This is a genomic window from Streptomyces minutiscleroticus (assembly GCF_014650875.1).
GTDB lineage: Bacteria > Actinomycetota > Actinomycetes > Streptomycetales > Streptomycetaceae > Streptomyces > Streptomyces minutiscleroticus.
Map to the genome: position 1 here is coordinate 61862 of NZ_BMVU01000031.1, position 15810 is coordinate 77671.

Consider the following 15810-nt stretch of genomic DNA (forward strand, 5'->3'; position numbering starts at 1 on the left):
CACGTGCGCGCGGCCGGCCGCGGTGGCGCGCCCACGGCGACCCGGGCGCCGCGCCGCCGGGCCGAGGGGCGAGACTGTTCCCCATGAGTGAGAGCACCGCCACCCCCCGCACCGTGCTGCTGCGCGGCGGGGAGGTCCACAGCCCCGCCGACCCCTTCGCCACCGCGATGGTCGTGGAACGGGGACAGGTCGCCTGGGTCGGTTCCGAAGGGGCGGCCGACGCCTTCGCCGACGGCGTCGACGACGTCGTGGACCTCGACGGGGCGCTCGTCACCCCGGCGTTCACCGACGCCCACGTGCACACCACCTCCACCGGTCTGGCCCTCACCGGCCTCGACCTGTCCGCCGCGCCCTCGCTGGCGGCGGCCCTCGCCGCCCTCCGCGACTTCGCCGCCGCCCGCCCCGCCGACCGGGTCCTGCTCGGCCACGGCTGGGACGCCGCCCGCTGGCCCGAGGGCCGGCCGCCGACCCGCGCCGAACTCGACGAGGCCGCGGGGCGCAGGCCCCTGTACCTGTCGCGCATCGACGTCCACTCCGCGGTCGTCACCACCGCCCTGCTCGACCTCGTCCCGGGCGTCACGGACCTCGCCGGGTACGCGGACGGGCCGCTGACCCGCGACGCCCACCACGCCGTGCGCACCGCCGCGTACGGGGCGGTCACGCCCGCCCAGCGGACCGAGGCGCAGCGCGCGGCCCTGCGCCACGCCGCCTCGCTCGGCATCGGCTCCGTCCACGAGTGCGGCGGCCCCGACATCTCCTCCGAGGACGACTTCACCGGCCTGCTGCGGCTGGCCGCCGAGGAGCCGGACCTGCCGCGCGTCGTCGGCTACTGGGCCGAGCGGGACGTCGACAAGGCCCGCGCCCTGGGCGCCGTCGGCGCCGCGGGCGACCTCTTCGTCGACGGCGCCCTCGGCTCGCACACCGCCTGCCTGCACGAGCCCTACGCCGACGCGGACCACGCCGGCACCGCCTACCTGGACGCCGCCGCGGTCGCCGAGCACGTGGCCGCCTGCACCGAGGCCGGACTCCAGGCCGGGTTCCACGCCATCGGTGACGCCGCCGTGACCGCCGTGGTCGACGGCGTGCGGGCCGCCGCCGAGAAGGTCGGCCCGGCCCGCGTCCGCGCCGCCCGGCACCGCGTCGAGCACGCCGAGATGCTCACCCCCGAGACCGTCGCGGGCTTCGCCGAGTTCGGGCTCACCGCCTCCGTGCAGCCCGCCTTCGACGCGCTGTGGGGCGGCGAGGACGGCATGTACGCCCGGCGCCTGGGCGCCGAACGCGCCCGTACGCTCAACCCGTTCGCGGCGCTGCTGCGGGCCGGCGTGCCGCTCGCCCTCGGCTCCGACGCCCCCGTGACCCCGCTCGACCCGTGGGGCACCGTCCGGGCCGCCGCCTTCCACCGCACCCCCGGGCACCGGGTGTCGGTGCGCGCCGCGTTCACCGCCCACACGCGCGGCGGCTGGCGGGCGACCGGCCGGGACGACGCCGGCGTGCTGGTGCCGGGCGCGCCCGCGGACTACGCCGTGTGGCGCACCGACCGGCTCGTCGTGCAGGCCCCCGACGACCGGGTCGCGCGCTGGTCGACTGACCCCCGCTCCGGCACGCCCGGCCTGCCCGACCTCACCCCCGGCAACGCCCTGCCCGTCTGCCTGCGCACGGTCGTGGGCGGCCGCACGGTGTTCGTACGGCCGCAGGAGTGATCCTCCCGGGACGGCGGGGCGGCGCCCGCCGTCCCCCGCCGTGTCGCGTGCCCCGTGCCCCCACCGCTCTGACCAGGAACGCCTCGAAGAAGCCGCAGGCCGGAAGGGTGTTGACAGAACGCCGCGGGCGGCCGGTAGGTTCGGCGGGTCCACCACCGGACGTCCGATCGGGGAACCTCCCGGACAGTCGCCGCGGCCCCGCTGGGTCAGGGGCGGCGCGCCGCACCGGCACACCGCCACTGGGAGCCAGGCCCAGCGCCCGTGCCGCGGGACGGGCGAACGTTCCGGCCGGTCGGCTGGTGTGACCCGGGAGGGGCCCGGACGCTCAGTAGACAACGGCTCGAGGCCGACCCGCAGCCGGCGGGTCCCTGGGCCGGCCCGAAGGGCGCCGGGCCCCGATCCCGCAGGCCCCGCGGCGCTCCGCGCCCCGCGCGGCGGCCGGCGGGTCCCTTGGTGGACCGGCGCATCCCGTGGATCCCGTCACGCTCTTCCGCCATCTGGCGCGCGGACGTCGCCGCCTCACCGGCGCGGGCCGCCGTGCTCGCTAAGGTGGTGCCCCTCGCACGGAAGTCTTAAGGGGAAGCTGTGAACGACGGCGGTGGGCGGCAGTTCGGTCCGCTCGGCACGACCTTGGTGATCATCCCGACCTACAACGAGGCGGAGAACATCAAGTCCATCGTCGGCCGGGTACGGGACTCCGTGCCCGAGGCCCACGTCCTGGTCGCCGACGACAACAGCCCCGACGGCACGGGCAAGCTCGCCGACGAGCTGGCCGCCGCGGACGACCATGTGAAGGTGCTGCACCGCAAGGGCAAGGAGGGGCTCGGCGCCGCCTACCTCGCCGGTTTCCGCTGGGGCCTGGAGCACGGGTACGGCGTCCTGGTCGAGATGGACGCCGACGGCTCCCACCAGCCGGAGGAGCTGCCGCGGCTGCTGACCGCGCTGAAGGGCGCCGACCTCGTCCTGGGCTCCCGCTGGGTGCCGGGCGGGCGTGTCGTGAACTGGCCCAAGTCCCGCGAGTTCCTCTCCCGGGGCGGCAGCACGTACTCCAGACTCCTGCTGGACGTGCCGCTCAGAGACGTCACCGGCGGCTACCGGGCCTTCCGCCGCGAGACCCTGGAGGGCCTCGGCCTCGCCGACGTCGCCTCGCAGGGCTACTGCTTCCAGGTCGACCTGGCGCGGCGCGCGGTCCGGGCCGGCTACCACGTGGTCGAGGTGCCGATCACCTTCGTGGAGCGCGCGCTGGGCGACTCCAAGATGAGCCGTGACATCGTCGTCGAGGCGCTGTGGCGCGTGACCTCGTGGGGCGTGGGGGAGCGGGTCGGCCGCATCGTGGGCGGCCTCGGCTCGCCCTCCGGGACCTCCGCGCCCACCGGTACTTCCCCGGCGTCCCCGCCCGAGCCGTCCCCGGCCGCGCCGTCCCCCTCCGGGGCCGCCGGCGGGAAGGCCGGTGAGGCGGGGAAGACCGGGACGGACGCCCCGGTCGCGGCCGGGGAGAGCGGGCGGGCCGGCACGGCCCCCGCGGGCGACGGCGGCCGGGACGAGTGATCACCCCGCTTATCCCGTCCTGAGCCCCCGCCAGGCACACTGGGAGCATGACGACAAGCGCTTCGACCCCGACGTACCCCGCGCGGCCGCGGCGCTCGCGGCTGCGCACCCTGCTGCCGCTCGGCCTCGCGGTCTGGCTGGTGCTGGAGATCTGGCTGCTGACCCTGGTGGCGAACGCGGCGGGCGGTCTCGGCGTCCTCCTGCTGCTGGTCGCCGGGTTCGTGGCCGGCGCGGCGGTCGTCAAGCGGGCGGGACGCCGCGCGTTCCGCAACCTCAACGAGACGCTGCGGCAGCAGCAGGGCGGCGTGCCGCCGCGGCAGGCCCGGGGCGGCAGCGAGGGCAACGGCCTGACGATGCTGGGCGGGCTGCTGCTGATCATGCCCGGCCTGGTCTCGGACGCCGTGGGCCTGCTGCTGCTCGTGCCCCCGGTGCAGAGGGCCGTGAGCCGGTACGCGGAGCGGACGTTCGAGCGCAAGATACGGGAGACCGTGCCGGGCGGCTTCGCCGACGCCTTCCAGCAGGCCCGGATGCACCGCCCGGACGGCAAGGTCGTCCAGGGCGAGGTGGTCCGCGAGGACGGTTCCGGGGCGTCCCGCCGCGACGGCGACGGGGAGCCGGGGCAGTACCCGCCCCTGACGCGCTGACGGCACCCGGCCGCGGCTGCCGCGGCCGGACGGGGACGCTCACAGGAGACCTCCGAGGCGCGCGGCGGGGCCGGTGGCGGCCCGGCCGTACGCCGTGGCGCGGGGGCCGGACGCACGGCGGCCCGGAGCCGTGCCGCACACGCCGTGCCGCACACGCCGTGCCGCACACGCCGTGCCGCACACGCCGTGCCGCACACGCCGGGCGGCGCCGGGCCGCGACGCCGCCGTCCGGGCGGGCCGGGGCCTCGGCCGGGCGCTCCGCTCGCAGGACACGACGAAAACCGCGGGTGCCGCACACCTTGCGTGTGCGGCACCCGCGGTTCTTCTCTTCTTGCCCTATGCCGTCCGGCCCCGGGGCGGGGTCAGGCGGACTTGCGGCTGTCCCGCGGATGGACCGCGATGTTCATCGCGCCGGAGCGGAGAACAGCCAGGCGCTCCTCGAGGACCTCTTCGAGCTCCTCACGGGTGCGCCGCTCCATCAGCATGTCCCAGTGCGTACGCGCGGGCTTGGCCTTCTTCTCTTCCGGGCCTTCGCCGTCCACGAGGAGTGCGGGGGCCCCGCAGACCTTGCACTCCCACTCCGGCGGGATCTCCGCCTCGACCGAGAAGGGCATCTCGAAGCGGTGCCCCTTCTCGCATGCGTACTCCACGGCCTGGCGTGGGGCCAAGTCGATGCCGCGGTCCGTCTCGTAGCTGGTCACCACGAGGCGCGTGCCGCGAAGAGCTCGCTCACTCATGAATCGTGCCTCCCGGGCTTGTCGCCCACAGGACAGGTGTCGCTGTCGTCGTCATCCGGTCAACGTCCGGTCGGCGGTAAAGATTCCCGTTGTGGGTCATGCGTCGCCGTCGTAGCCGCCCCTTGTTGTACCCACCGACGCCCGGTTTGTCACATCTGGCGGCAGATGTCACCCAGCGTTTCGTCGCCTTTGACGCGCAGTAACGGTCCGTCTGGTAGGCCAACGGCGTACACTACCGCCCTTTGCCTTCCGGTGTTAAATCCTTTCAGGCACCGGATTCCCCGCGTCGCGCACCGCCTGCCGTACGGGTACCCGCAGGAGCAGGACGAATCCGACCACGAAGAACGCCACGAGCGAGACGATCGCGTCGCGGTAGCTCCCGGTCAGCTGGTAGGTCAGCCCGAACAGCAGGGGGCCGAGCCAGCTCATCCCCCGGTCGCTCATCTCGTACGCGGAGAAGTATTCGGCCTCCTTGCCGCTCGGCACGAGGTGCGAGAACAGGGAGCGGGACAGCGCCTGGCTGCCGCCGAGGACCAGGCCGATCCCGGCGGCGAGGACGAAGAACCACACGGGGGAGCCCGCGGGCAGGAAGTAGCCGGCCCCGATCGTCGCGGTCCAGGCCACCAGCGAGCCGAGGATCGTGCGCTTCGCGCCGTACGCCCGTGCCAGCCGGCCCATGGCGAGCGCGCCCGCCACGGCCAGCACCTGCACGAGCAGCACGGCGACGATGAGGGTCGACTGGTCCAGGCCCAGCTCCTGTGAGCCGTACACGGAGGCCTGGGAGATGACGGTCTGGACGCCGTCGTTGTAGACGAGGTAGGCCAGCAGGAAGGCGAGCGTCAACGGTCTGCTCCGCATGTCGCGCAATGTGGTGACCAACTGGCGCCAGCCGTGCACGGACGGCCCGGACCCGTCGGGTGCCCCGGGCGCGCCGGGCGTCCCGGCGGCCCCCTTCGCCCGGCGGTCGCGCAGCCGGCGCAGCGGGACGAGGGTGAAGACGCCCCACCACAGGCCCGCCGAGGCCAGGCAGACGCGGACCGCCTCCGACTCGGTGAGCCCGAAGGAGTCGTGGGCCGTGTACAGGACCAGGTCGACGATCAGGACCAGGGAGCCCGCCGCGTAGCCGAAGGCCCAGCCGCGCGAGGAGACCGCGTCGCGCTCCTCGGGCGGGGCGATCCGCGGCAGGTAGGAGTTGTAGAGGGCCATCGCCACGGCGAACGAGGCGTTGGCGACGACCAGCAGCAGGCCGCCCAGCAGATAGCGGTCGCCGTCCAGGAAGAACATGCCCGCGGTGGCCGCCGCGCCCAGGTAGGCGGCGGCCGCGAGCAGCGGCTTCCCGCGGCCCGTCCGGTCGGCCCGCGCCCCCGCCAGGGGCATCACGACGATCGCCAGGATCACGGAGGCGGACACCGAGTAGGCGAAGAAGGACCCGGCCCTGACCGGGACGCCGAGCGGGTGGACGAACCCGTCCGCGTCGGCGGCCGACTCGGCCACCGAGGTCAGATAGGGCCCCAGGAACACGGTGAGCACGCTCGTCGAGTAGACGGAGCAGGCCCAGTCGTAGAAGTACCAGCCGCGCTGCTCGCGCCGCCGGGCCGCCGCCCCGTCCGCCGTCTCCCCCTGCACGGTGTCCGTCTCCACCCGCGCCTCGCCTCCCCGTGGAACCGCCTGCGCGGGCGGGTCAGACCCAGGTGCCCCGGTCCTCCATGACCTTGCGCAGTGTGTCGATGTGATCGGTCATGATGCCATCGACGCCGAGGTCCAGGAGCCGGTGCATGCGGTCGGGCTCGTTGACCGTCCACACGTGGACCTGCAGCCCGCGCGCGTGGGCGGTGCGCACGAAGCGGCGGTCGACCACGGGGACGCCCGACTGCGACTCCGGGACCTGCGCGCAGACCGCCGAGCCGCGCAGCGGGACCGGCACGCCGTACGAGCGCAGCCGCAGCCCCAGGACCCCCCTCATGCCGTACGAGGTGGCCAGGCGGGGACCGGCCAGGCGCCGGGCGCGGGCGACCCGGGCCTCGGAGAAGGAGCCGACGCAGATCCGGTCCCAGGCGCCGGCGCGGCCGATCAGGTCCAGCAGCGGCGTGAGCGCCGGCTCGGCCTTGACGTCGACGTTCCAGCGGACGCCGGGGAAGGTCTCCAGGAGTTCCTCGAAGAGGGGGACCGGTTCGGCGCCGGCCACCCGCGCCTGCCGTACGTCGTCCCAGGCGAGGTCGGCGATCCGCCCCGCGCCGTCGGTGACCCGGTCCAGCGTCGCGTCGTGGAAGGCGACGAGCCGGCCGTCCGCCGTGGCGTGCACGTCGGTCTCGATGTACCGGTAGCCGGCGTCGACCGCGCGCCGGAACTGGGTCACGGTGTTCTCCAGGCCGTCCGCCGCCCCGCCCCGGTGGGCGAAGGCGATCGGGCCGGGATGGTCGAGGTAGGGGTGGCGTGGGTGCATCCGCGAGGTCACCGGCGCAGTATGGACCGCCGCGGTGCACCGGAGGCGACGGCGGTGCCGCCCGGGGGTGCCGCGGGGGCGGCGAACACGCGCAGGAACAGCTGCGCGAGCGGGCCGATCGCCAGGGCGTACAGGACCGTGCCCGCGCCGACCGTGCCGCCGAGGGCGAAGCCGGTCGCCACGACCGCCAGCTCGATGCCCGTGCGCACCAGGCGGACCGAGCGGCCGGTGCGCCGGTGCAGCCCGGTCATCAGGCCGTCGCGCGGTCCCGGGCCGAACGCGGCGGCGATGTAGAGACCGGTCGCCGCGCCGTTGAGCACGACGCCCGCGAGCAGCAGCGGGACGCGGACGGCGAGCGCGCGGGCGTCCGGGACCAGGGCGAGGGTGGCGTCCATCGCGAGGCCGACCACGAAGACGTTGGAGACGGTGCCGAGCCCGGGGCGCTGGCGCAGCGGGATCCACAGCAGCAGGACCGCCGCGCCGACCGCGATCGACACGACGCCGATGCTCAGGCCGGTGCGCTCGGCGAGCCCCTGGTGCAGCACGCCCCACGGTTCCAGGCCGAGCCCGGCCTCGACGAGCAGCGCCGCGCTCGCGCCGTACAGGGCCAGTCCGGCGTACAGCCGGACGAGGCGGTGGACGAGGGGCAGGGCCGGCCGTACGGACGCCGGCTGTGCGGACGGCGGTACAGGAGTCGGCTGCGCGGACGCCGGCTGTACGGATGCCGGTCGTGCGGGCGCCGGCCGCGCCGGAGCGGGCTGCGCGGATGGCTCGGACCGCGTGGACAAAGGAACCCCCGGTGGTGGCAGTGGCCTGACCCGTGACACTCTGTGGCTCGGAAACGAACCCGATCCATGGCCAATCCGGGGAAGGTGGACTGGAAATCATGGCGCAGTGGACGTCCGCGGTGGGGGCCGCGCAGCTGGCCCGGCTCCTCCGCTCCCAGCAGGAGCGCCCGGCCGGGCCCGGCACCCGGCGCCCGCCCGCCTACCGGGCCCTCGCCGACGGCGTCCGCCTGCTGGTGCTGGAGGGCCGGGTCCCGGTGGCCGCGCGGCTGCCCGCCGAGCGCGAGCTGGCCCTCGCCCTGTCCGTCAGCCGCACCACCGTCGCGGCGGCGTACGAGGCGCTGCGCACCGAGGGCTTCCTGGAGTCCCGCCGGGGAGCGGGCAGCTGGACCGCGGTGCCCGCCGGGAACCCGCTGCCCGCGCGCGGCCTGGAACCGCTGCCGCCGGAGGCGCTCGGCTCCATGATCGACCTGGGGACCGCCGCCCTGCCCGCGCCCGAGCCGTGGCTCACCCGCGCCGTCCGGGGCGCCCTGGAGGAGCTGCCGCCGTACGCGCACACGCACGGCGACTACCCGGCCGGGCTGCCCGCGCTGCGCCAGATGATCGCCGACCGCTACACCGCGCGCGGCGTCCCGACCATGCCCGAGCAGATCATGGTGACGACCGGGGCCATGGGCGCCATCGACGCCATCTGCCACCTCTTCGCCGGGCGCGGCGAGCGCATCGCCGTGGAGTCGCCGTCGTACGCCAACATCCTCCAGCTGATGCGGGAGGCCGGGGCGCGCCTCGTACCGGTGGCCATGGCGGACGGGCTCGCCGGGTGGGACATGGACCGCTGGCGGCAGGTGCTGCGGGAGGCGGCGCCGCGCCTCGCGTACGTGGTCGCCGACTTCCACAACCCGACCGGCGCGCTGGCCGACGAGGACCGGCGGCGGCGCCTGGTCGACGCGGCCCGCTCCGCCGGCACCGTGCTCGTCGTCGACGAGACGATGAGCGAGCTGCACCTGGACGAGGACGTCGAGCTGCCCCGCCGGGTCTGCGCCTTCGACCCCGCCGGCTCGACGGTGATCACGGTCGGCTCCGCCAGCAAGGCGTTCTGGGCGGGGATGCGGATCGGCTGGGTCCGGGCCGCGCCCGACGTGATCCGCAGCCTGGTGGCCGCCCGCGCCTACGCCGACCTCGGCACCCCCGTCCTGGAACAGCTCGCGGTGAACTGGTTGCTGACCACCGGCGGCTGGGAGGAGGCCGTGGGCATGCGGCGGGACCAGGCCCGGGAGAACCGGGACGCGCTGGTGGCCGCCGTCCGCCGGGAGCTGCCCGGCTGGGAGTTCGACGTGCCGCGCGGCGGGCTGACGCTGTGGGTGCGCACCGGCGGGCTGTCCGGCTCGCGGCTGGCCGAGGCGGGCGAGCGGGTCGGCGTACGCGTCCCGTCCGGACCCCGCTTCGGCGTGGACGGCGCCTTCGAGGGGTACGTCCGGCTGCCGTTCACGGTCGGCGGCGCGCTCGCCGACGAGGCCGCGGCCCGGCTGGCCGCGGCGGCCCGCCTGGTGGAGAGCGGGGCGGGCGCGGGATCCGAGTCGCCGCGCACGTTCGTGGCCTGAGAGGCGCGAGGGGCCGCTGCGGCGCGCGGACCGGACGGGCGGCCGGGGCGCCGCGCGGCTCGGGAGCGCCGCGTCCGGCGGTCGCGTCCCCGCGGGCGCCGGTCCTTCGCGGGCGCCGGTCCTTCGCGGGTCCGGCGCCGTCCTCCGCGCCAGGGGCGCGGTCCGGCGCCGGCGGCCGCCGTCCGGACCGGGCCGTTCCCGTGCGCGCGCCCCCGGCCGGCGCGGCGTCCGCGGGCTCCGCGCCGCGGCCCGGGACCGTCCCGTCCGCCGATGTCCCGTACGCCGGCGCCGGGCCCGTCGGCGCCGTGTCCGCCGGTCCGTCCGGCGTCCGTCCAGCGGTCCGTCCGGCGGTTCAGCCCTCCGTGACGGCCGCTTCGACGGCCATGGGGCCGGTCGCCGTCGTGACGGCCGCCTCGACGGCCATGGGGCCGGTCGCCGTCGTGGTGGCCGCCGGGGTGAGGGCCGGTTTCGTGAGGACGGCGGCGACCGGGGCCGAGTCCGCGGGCACCGCCTGCGGGGGAGCGGTGTCCAGGGGGACGGCGCCGGCGGACCCGGTGTCCGGGGAAGCCGTGTCCGGCGCGCCCGCGTCCGGCACGGAGGCGCCCTCCACGGCCGCGTCCGCCGGGGTGGTGAGCGGCGGCAGCAGGGCCAGGACCGCCCGCCGGTGGACCTCGCTCGTCGCGTCGTCGTACGGGTCCGGGGTCGCCGGGACCTGCAGCCGGTGGACGGGGCCCGTGCCCAGCCGGGCGTAGCCGCGGCCCAGCGGCATCCGGGGCGTCGGCGTGGTGGGCGGGTGCGTGCCGAGCACGGCCGCGAGCCGCTCCGGCGAGGCGGGGCCGAGGACGACGCGCGCGCGGGTGTGGGCGGTCACCACGTCGCCGAGGGACTCCAGGCCGTCGAACTGCTCGGCCACCACGACCGTCACCCGGGCGGCGCGGCCGTGCCGCAGCGGCGTCCGGAGCAGCGACCACGGGTCCCGGCGGCCGTCCGCCGCGGCCAGGTGGGCGAGCACGCTCGGGCGGTCGACCAGGATCCACAGCGGGCGGCCGACGTCCTCGGGCGTCCGGCGGCCCTCCTGGCGGGCGCGGTGCGCGGCGGCCAGCCGGCGCTCGGTCTCGTGGGCGGCCCACTCCAGGCTCGCGAGCGAGCCCGGCACCCCGGACTCGACGGCCAGCACCCCGGCCCGCCCGGTCAGGAACGCGTACTCGCCGGTGCCGCCCCCCTCGACGACCAGGACGTCGCCGTGCCGCAGCGCCTGCAGCGCCACGGAGCGCAGCAGCGTCGTGGTCCCGCTGCCGGGCTCGCCGACGGCCAGCAGGTGCGGCTCGGTGGAGCGGGGACCGGTGCGCCAGACGACCGGCGGCACGTCGCGCTTCTCCTCCCCGAACCCCAGGGGGAGCGTGCGCTGCACCCCGCCGGCGTCGGTGAAGCCGAGGACCGTCTCGCCGGGCGACGTCACGAAGCGCTGGGCGGCGATGTCCACGGGGAGCGGCGGCAGGACGGAGAGGGTGAGCAGGTTCCCCTCCTCGTCCCAGTCGAAGCGGTACTCGCGGCCGCGGCCCGACTTGGCGTGCAGCAGCTGCTCGATCCGGGCCCGGGACCGCGCCTCCCCGTCCGTGAAGTAGGCCGGGTAGCGGATCGTCAGCCGCTCGACGCGGCCGTCGCCGTCGAACGCGTACGAGGTGAACGCCTTCTCCCACTCGCCGCCGTGCGCGTACAGGGGCGCCGGGTCCTCGGGGACCGAGAAGTAGGGCACCAGCGCCTCGTAGAGCGACGCCAGGCGCTGGGCCTGGGCCTCGTCGGGGCCGGCGGGGGCCGGCGAGGTGCGGTCCCTGCCCTGCCAGGCCGCCGCCGCCATCAGCGCGACGGCGGCCAGCAGCGGCCCGTACGGCATGAGCACCACGACCAGGAACACGGAGGCCACCAGGAAGAGCAGCGGCCCGCGCCGGTCCTTGGGGGTCTCCGCCCATCTGCGGCGGCCGGCCCCCGCCAGCCGGCGCAGTCCGCGCGTGACGGTGATCAGCGGGTGGAGCACGTCGGTGGCGCTGTCGGCCGCCGACCGTGCCAGCTCCCGGCTCCGGGCGATCCGGGCGCTGCCGTTGCTCAGGATGCGGGGAAGGGGGCGCCGGGCCACTGCTGTCTCCTGGGGTGCGTTCGTGCGTGCGGAGGGGCGGGGCGGGACGTCAGGGCGTCAGAACTTGATCCCGCCGAGGAGGCTCGCCAGGCTCGCGCCGCCCGCCTTGATGCTCGGGGCGATGGCGGTGCCCGCGAGGTAGAAGCCGAAGAGGGCGCACACCAGCGCGTGCGAGGCCTTCAGGCCGTCCTTGCGGAAGTAGAGGAAGACGATGATGCCGAGCAGGACGACACCTGAGATCGAGAGGATCATGAGCTTTCTCCTGGTCGTGGGGGACAGTCACCATGAGTACTTCCAGGATCACAGCATGTATCCATACGACAAAAGGTGCAAATGGATGAAATCTTCCTACTTTCCCCCGGGTGGCGGTGCCCGCTGGGCCGACCGGGCGGGCGCGCGGCACGGGCACGCCGCCCCGTGGTGATCATTGCCGCGCCCGGGGACGGTCATGTGCCCGCGGAGCCAGTACGCTGGCGAATCACCCGTACGGCCGCACCGTCCGCCGCCGTACGTTCCCATCGCAAGGCAGTGAGAGGCGGTCCGGACGATGAGTGAAGCCCCCGACCCCGAGGTCGTGGAGCTGGCGACCAAGATCTTCGACCTGGCGCGCCGGGGTGAGACCGAGACCCTGGTCGCGTACGTCGACGCGGGTGTTCCGGCCAACCTCACCAACGACCGCGGCGACACCCTCGTGATGCTCGCCGCCTACCACGGGCACGCCGACGCGGTCCGCGCCCTGCTGGAGCGCGGCGCCGAGGCCGACCGCGCCAACGACCGGGGCCAGACTCCGCTGGCCGGAGCGGTCTTCAAGGGCGAGGACGAGGTGGTCCGGGTCCTGGTCGCGGCCGGCGCCGACCCGTCCGCGGGCACGCCCTCGGCCGTCGACACGGCCCGCATGTTCGGCAAGGAGGAGCTGCTGAAGCTCTTCGAAGGCCGCTGAGAGGGCCGGTCCGACCAGGCACGACGATGATTTTGGGGGAAGCGGTGCGGGGGCGCCGGAAATGCGGTCGCGGCAGCGAGAACCGCTGGGTCATCATGACGTCGTGATTCACGGACACGGGGGGTGGGCAGGAGTTGCCGCACCGCGCGGGCCGTGAGCCGGTCCGCACGGGCCACCGACGAGAGGCAGAGGAAGATGGTCTACAGCAAGCACGAGACGACGGGCGCCCCGACGTGTTGCCGCGCGGCCAGGTAGTGCACGATCCCCGGTTGCGTCGACGCTTGATGTGAGGCTGTTTCCCATGTTCGATCCGGTCATAGCGCCCAGCGGTACGCTGCTCGGCCTGCTCCAGCGGGGGCGTGGCGACGGCACGCTGCACGCGCTCACCGCCCCGCGGGCGGAGGCGCTCGCGGCCCTGAACCACTGTGTGCTGCGTGATCCCCGCCACGACTGGCAGCTGGAGAACCGCTCCCTCTACTACGCCCGTCTCCACCTCGAACTGAACGGTGGGCTCGACGAGATCGAGCAGCACCTCTTCTCCGGCGAGGACGTCCTGGACACGGACGAGTCCCGCACCGGGCTCGCGCTCGCCGTCCTCGGGCACCTCGCCTCGTACGGCCGCCGCGACGCCCTCGACCTGCTGCGGCGGTACGCCGCCACCGGCTCCAACTGGGCCTGGGCCCTGGACGAGCTCGCGCTGCGCGACGACGACGCGGGCCTGCGCTCCCTCGCCCTGCCCGTCCTCGCCCGGTTCCCGGCCGGCCCCGAGGGCGACGCCGAGCTGGCCGCCGCCGTGCGCGACGCCTTCGAGCCCCGGCCCTGGCGGCTGTGGGCCGACGATCCCCGGCCGGAGGTCGGCGCCCGGGTGCGGGCCGCCGGCGAGACCGGCTCCTTCGACCGGTGGCAGCGGCAGCTGAGCCCTTCCGGACCCCGGCCCGGCTGGAGCGTGCGGGCCGTCCTGGACTGGGCGCAGCAGGGCGTCGAACGGGGGGCCCAGCTCCACGTCCCCGCCGCCCGCTGTCTCACCGCCGTCGCCGGCCCCGAGGACCGCGCAGAGATCGTCGAGGCCGCCCGCACCGGCGACGAGGGGGCGCGCTGCACCGCGTTGCGCTACCTCGCCGACCACCACGATCCCGACGTGCTCGACCTGATCGAGGCCGCGACGGCCTCCGGCCCGCGGCCCGTCGTCGACGCCGCCGTGGCCGCCTTCGAACGCATGCGCAGCGTCGCCGCCGTGGAGCGGGCGCGCCGCTGGGCGCACCGGCCCGACGCCCTCGGCGGCGCCGCCGGACGGGTGCTCGCCTGCCGGGGCGGCGCCCAGGACGGCGACCTGGTCCTCGCCGCCCTGCGCGAGGCCGTCCGGGGGGACGGGCCCGACGCGCCCACCCTGTGGACCCTCGTCGACGGGGCCGGACGGCTCGGCATCGTCTGCGCCGCCCCCGTCCTGCGCCACATCTACCGCGAGACCACCTCCTCGCACCTGCGCGGCCGCGCGGCCCGCGCCCTCGCCGCCACCGACCCCTCCTTCCCGACGGGCTTCGCCGTCGAGTGCCTGTGGGACTGCGAGGAGTCCACCCGCGAGGTGGCCGCCCGGCACGCCGAGATCGGCGACGCCCGCGTCGTCGAGCAGCTCCGCCGTCTCGCCGCCGACCCGGCCGAGGAGGCCGAGGTCCAGACGGCGGTGCGCAGCAGGATCGGCCCGGACGCCACGGCGGTGTGAGAGGCGGTGCCCCCGGCATCCGGGGACACCGCCGTACGGGGAGGCCGTACGGGGAGGCCGTACGGGAGGCCGCGCGCGGCCGGGCCGCCGGCCGGACGCGCCCGCCGGGTGCCGCTGCGCGGAGCGCTGCCGGCCGCCGTCGCGACCACCCGTCACGACGGCCGGCGTGCCGGTCACCGCCGTGCCGGCCGCCGCGTGCGGGGGCGGGGCGGAAAGGGGCGCCCCGGGCCGTCGCCCGGGCGTACCGGGGGCGACGCCCGCGCGTGGCCGGGGCGTACCGGGCGTGATGCCGGACCGTGACCCCGCGGCCCGGCGGAGGCAACGCTCACACGGCGTTCCCCGGACGGAAAGATCCAAGTTGTCGCGTTCACGTCCGGCGCGAGGACAACACCCGTATGCGTGTCGTCATCGTGACCGAGTCCTTTCCCCCCGATGTGAACGGCGTGGCACACTGCGCGCTCCAGACCGCCCGGCACCTCGCCGAGCGCGGTCACACCCCTCTCGTCGTCGCCCCCTCCACCACCGCCGCGCACGCGTCCGACGCCGCGGCCCCGTGCCCCGTCGTCCGCGTCCCCTCCCTGCCGCTCCCCGGCTACCCGCAGGTCCGCGTGGCCCTCCCCAGCCGACGCGTGGCCGCCGCGCTGACCGCGCACCGCGCCGACCTCGTCCACCTGGCCGGCCCCTTCGTCCTCGGCGTGCGCGGCATGGCCGCCGCCGCCCGCCTGGGCATCCCCGCCGTCGCCGTCTACCAGACCGACCTCGCCGGGTACGCCCGTACGTACATGGGCGCGGGCGAGGCCGCCGCCTGGCGGCGCATCCGCTCCGTGCACACCGCCGCCGACCGCACGCTCGCCCCCTCCGGCGCGGCCCTGCGCGACCTGGAGGAGCACGGCGTGCCCCGGGTGCGGCTGTGGCCGCGCGGCGTGGACACCGTCCGCTTCCGGCCCGGGCTGCGGGACGGGGCGCTGCGCCGCGCACTCGCCCCGAACGGCGAGACGATCGTCGGCTACGTCGGCCGGCTCGCCCCCGAGAAGCAGGTCGGGCTGCTGTCCGGCGTCTGCGGCCTGGACGGCGTGCGCGTCGTCGTCGTGGGCGACGGGCCGAGCCGCCCCGGCCTGGAGCGGGCGCTGCCGGGCGCCGTCTTCCTCGGCCGCCGCACCGGCGACGACCTCGCCCGGGTCTTCGCCTCGCTGGACGTCTTCGCGCACACCGGCCCGTTCGAGACCTTCTGCCAGACCGTGCAGGAGGCCATGGCCAGCGGCGTCCCCGTGGTCGCGCCCGCCGCGGGCGGCCCGCTGGACCTGGTGGACCACGGCCGCACGGGACTCCTGGTGCCGCCGTGCGACGCGGACGCCGTACGGGACGCCGTGCGGTCGCTGGCCGCCGATCCGGCGCTGCGGGCGCGGTACGGCGCCGAGGGGCGCCGCACCGTCGAGGGCCGCACCTGGGCGGCCGTCGGGGACCTGCTCATCGGGCACTACACCGACGTCCTGACCGAGCGCGTGGCGGTGGCGGCGTGAGCGGCCCGCTGCGGACCGTCCGCCTCACTTCGTCGCGC

Annotated in this window: 13 protein-coding genes; 7 read left to right on the forward strand and 6 right to left on the reverse strand. The window is 76.1% G+C overall.

Annotation, left to right across the window (positions count from 1 at the left end; all coding sequences use genetic code 11):
• Positions 1-83: 83 nt before the first annotated feature.
• The 3 genes from IE271_RS26095 to fxsA all read left to right on the forward strand — a co-directional run bounded on the left by IE271_RS26095 (position 84) and on the right by fxsA (position 3892).
• Positions 84-1700 (forward strand): amidohydrolase, encoded by a 1617-nt coding sequence (locus IE271_RS26095; protein WP_190192878.1) that lies wholly within the window; start codon positions 84-86, stop codon positions 1698-1700.
• Positions 1701-2285: 585 nt separating this feature from the next.
• The gene (locus IE271_RS26100; RefSeq protein ID WP_229919569.1) at positions 2286-3248 is read left to right on the forward strand and encodes a polyprenol monophosphomannose synthase; all 963 of its coding nucleotides are present in this window, start codon (positions 2286-2288) and stop codon (positions 3246-3248) included.
• A 47-nt stretch (positions 3249-3295) separates the two neighbouring features.
• A complete protein-coding gene (gene fxsA / locus IE271_RS26105) occupies positions 3296-3892 on the forward strand; it encodes an FxsA family membrane protein (protein WP_190192879.1) in 597 nt (198 codons plus the stop codon).
• A gap of 362 nt (positions 3893-4254) precedes the next feature.
• Here the strand turns inward: fxsA and IE271_RS26110 are convergent, their stop codons facing one another.
• The 4 genes from IE271_RS26110 to yczE all read right to left on the reverse strand — a co-directional run bounded on the left by IE271_RS26110 (position 4255) and on the right by yczE (position 7722).
• Complete coding sequence (locus IE271_RS26110) at positions 4255-4629, reverse strand: RNA polymerase-binding protein RbpA (RefSeq protein WP_189292218.1); 375 nt, start codon at positions 4627-4629, stop codon at positions 4255-4257.
• Positions 4630-4884: 255 nt separating this feature from the next.
• Positions 4885-6270 carry an MFS transporter gene (locus IE271_RS26115; RefSeq protein WP_190192880.1) on the reverse strand — a complete coding sequence of 462 codons (1386 nt, stop codon included), beginning with the start codon at positions 6268-6270 and terminating at the stop codon, positions 4885-4887.
• Between the two features lie 40 nt (positions 6271-6310).
• Positions 6311-7072, reverse strand: coding sequence for a glycerophosphodiester phosphodiesterase family protein (locus IE271_RS26120; RefSeq protein ID WP_373308837.1), 762 nt, complete (start codon positions 7070-7072; stop codon positions 6311-6313).
• Positions 7073-7080: 8 nt separating this feature from the next.
• Positions 7081-7722, reverse strand: coding sequence for a membrane protein YczE (yczE, locus tag IE271_RS26125; RefSeq protein ID WP_190192908.1), 642 nt, complete (start codon positions 7720-7722; stop codon positions 7081-7083).
• Between the two features lie 236 nt (positions 7723-7958).
• On the opposite strand from yczE, the gene IE271_RS26130 reads away from it, so the two are divergent.
• The gene (locus IE271_RS26130) at positions 7959-9458 is read left to right on the forward strand and encodes an SCO1417 family PLP biosynthesis transcription factor (RefSeq protein WP_190192882.1); all 1500 of its coding nucleotides are present in this window, start codon (positions 7959-7961) and stop codon (positions 9456-9458) included.
• Between the two features lie 352 nt (positions 9459-9810).
• Here IE271_RS26130 and IE271_RS26135 read toward each other — a convergent pair whose 3' ends face one another.
• Together IE271_RS26135 and IE271_RS26140 are read right to left on the reverse strand one after the other, a co-directional pair.
• Positions 9811-11592, reverse strand: a complete 1782-nt coding sequence (locus IE271_RS26135; protein WP_190192883.1) for a hypothetical protein — start codon at positions 11590-11592, stop codon at positions 9811-9813.
• A 57-nt stretch (positions 11593-11649) separates the two neighbouring features.
• On the reverse strand, positions 11650-11844 hold the full coding sequence (locus tag IE271_RS26140; protein ID WP_190192884.1) for a hypothetical protein: 195 nt from the start codon (positions 11842-11844) through the stop codon (positions 11650-11652).
• 295 nt (positions 11845-12139) lie between these two features.
• On the opposite strand from IE271_RS26140, the gene IE271_RS26145 reads away from it, so the two are divergent.
• From IE271_RS26145 to IE271_RS26155, 3 genes are all read left to right on the forward strand, one after another.
• Positions 12140-12532, forward strand: a complete 393-nt coding sequence (locus tag IE271_RS26145) for an ankyrin repeat domain-containing protein (RefSeq protein ID WP_190192885.1) — start codon at positions 12140-12142, stop codon at positions 12530-12532.
• A gap of 301 nt (positions 12533-12833) precedes the next feature.
• Positions 12834-14252: a HEAT repeat domain-containing protein gene (locus IE271_RS26150; protein WP_190192886.1), complete on the forward strand. Its 1419-nt coding sequence runs from the start codon at positions 12834-12836 to the stop codon at positions 14250-14252.
• Between the two features lie 395 nt (positions 14253-14647).
• Positions 14648-15772 (forward strand): glycosyltransferase family 4 protein, encoded by a 1125-nt coding sequence (locus IE271_RS26155; RefSeq protein ID WP_190192887.1) that lies wholly within the window; start codon positions 14648-14650, stop codon positions 15770-15772.
• Positions 15773-15810: the final 38 nt, after the last annotated feature.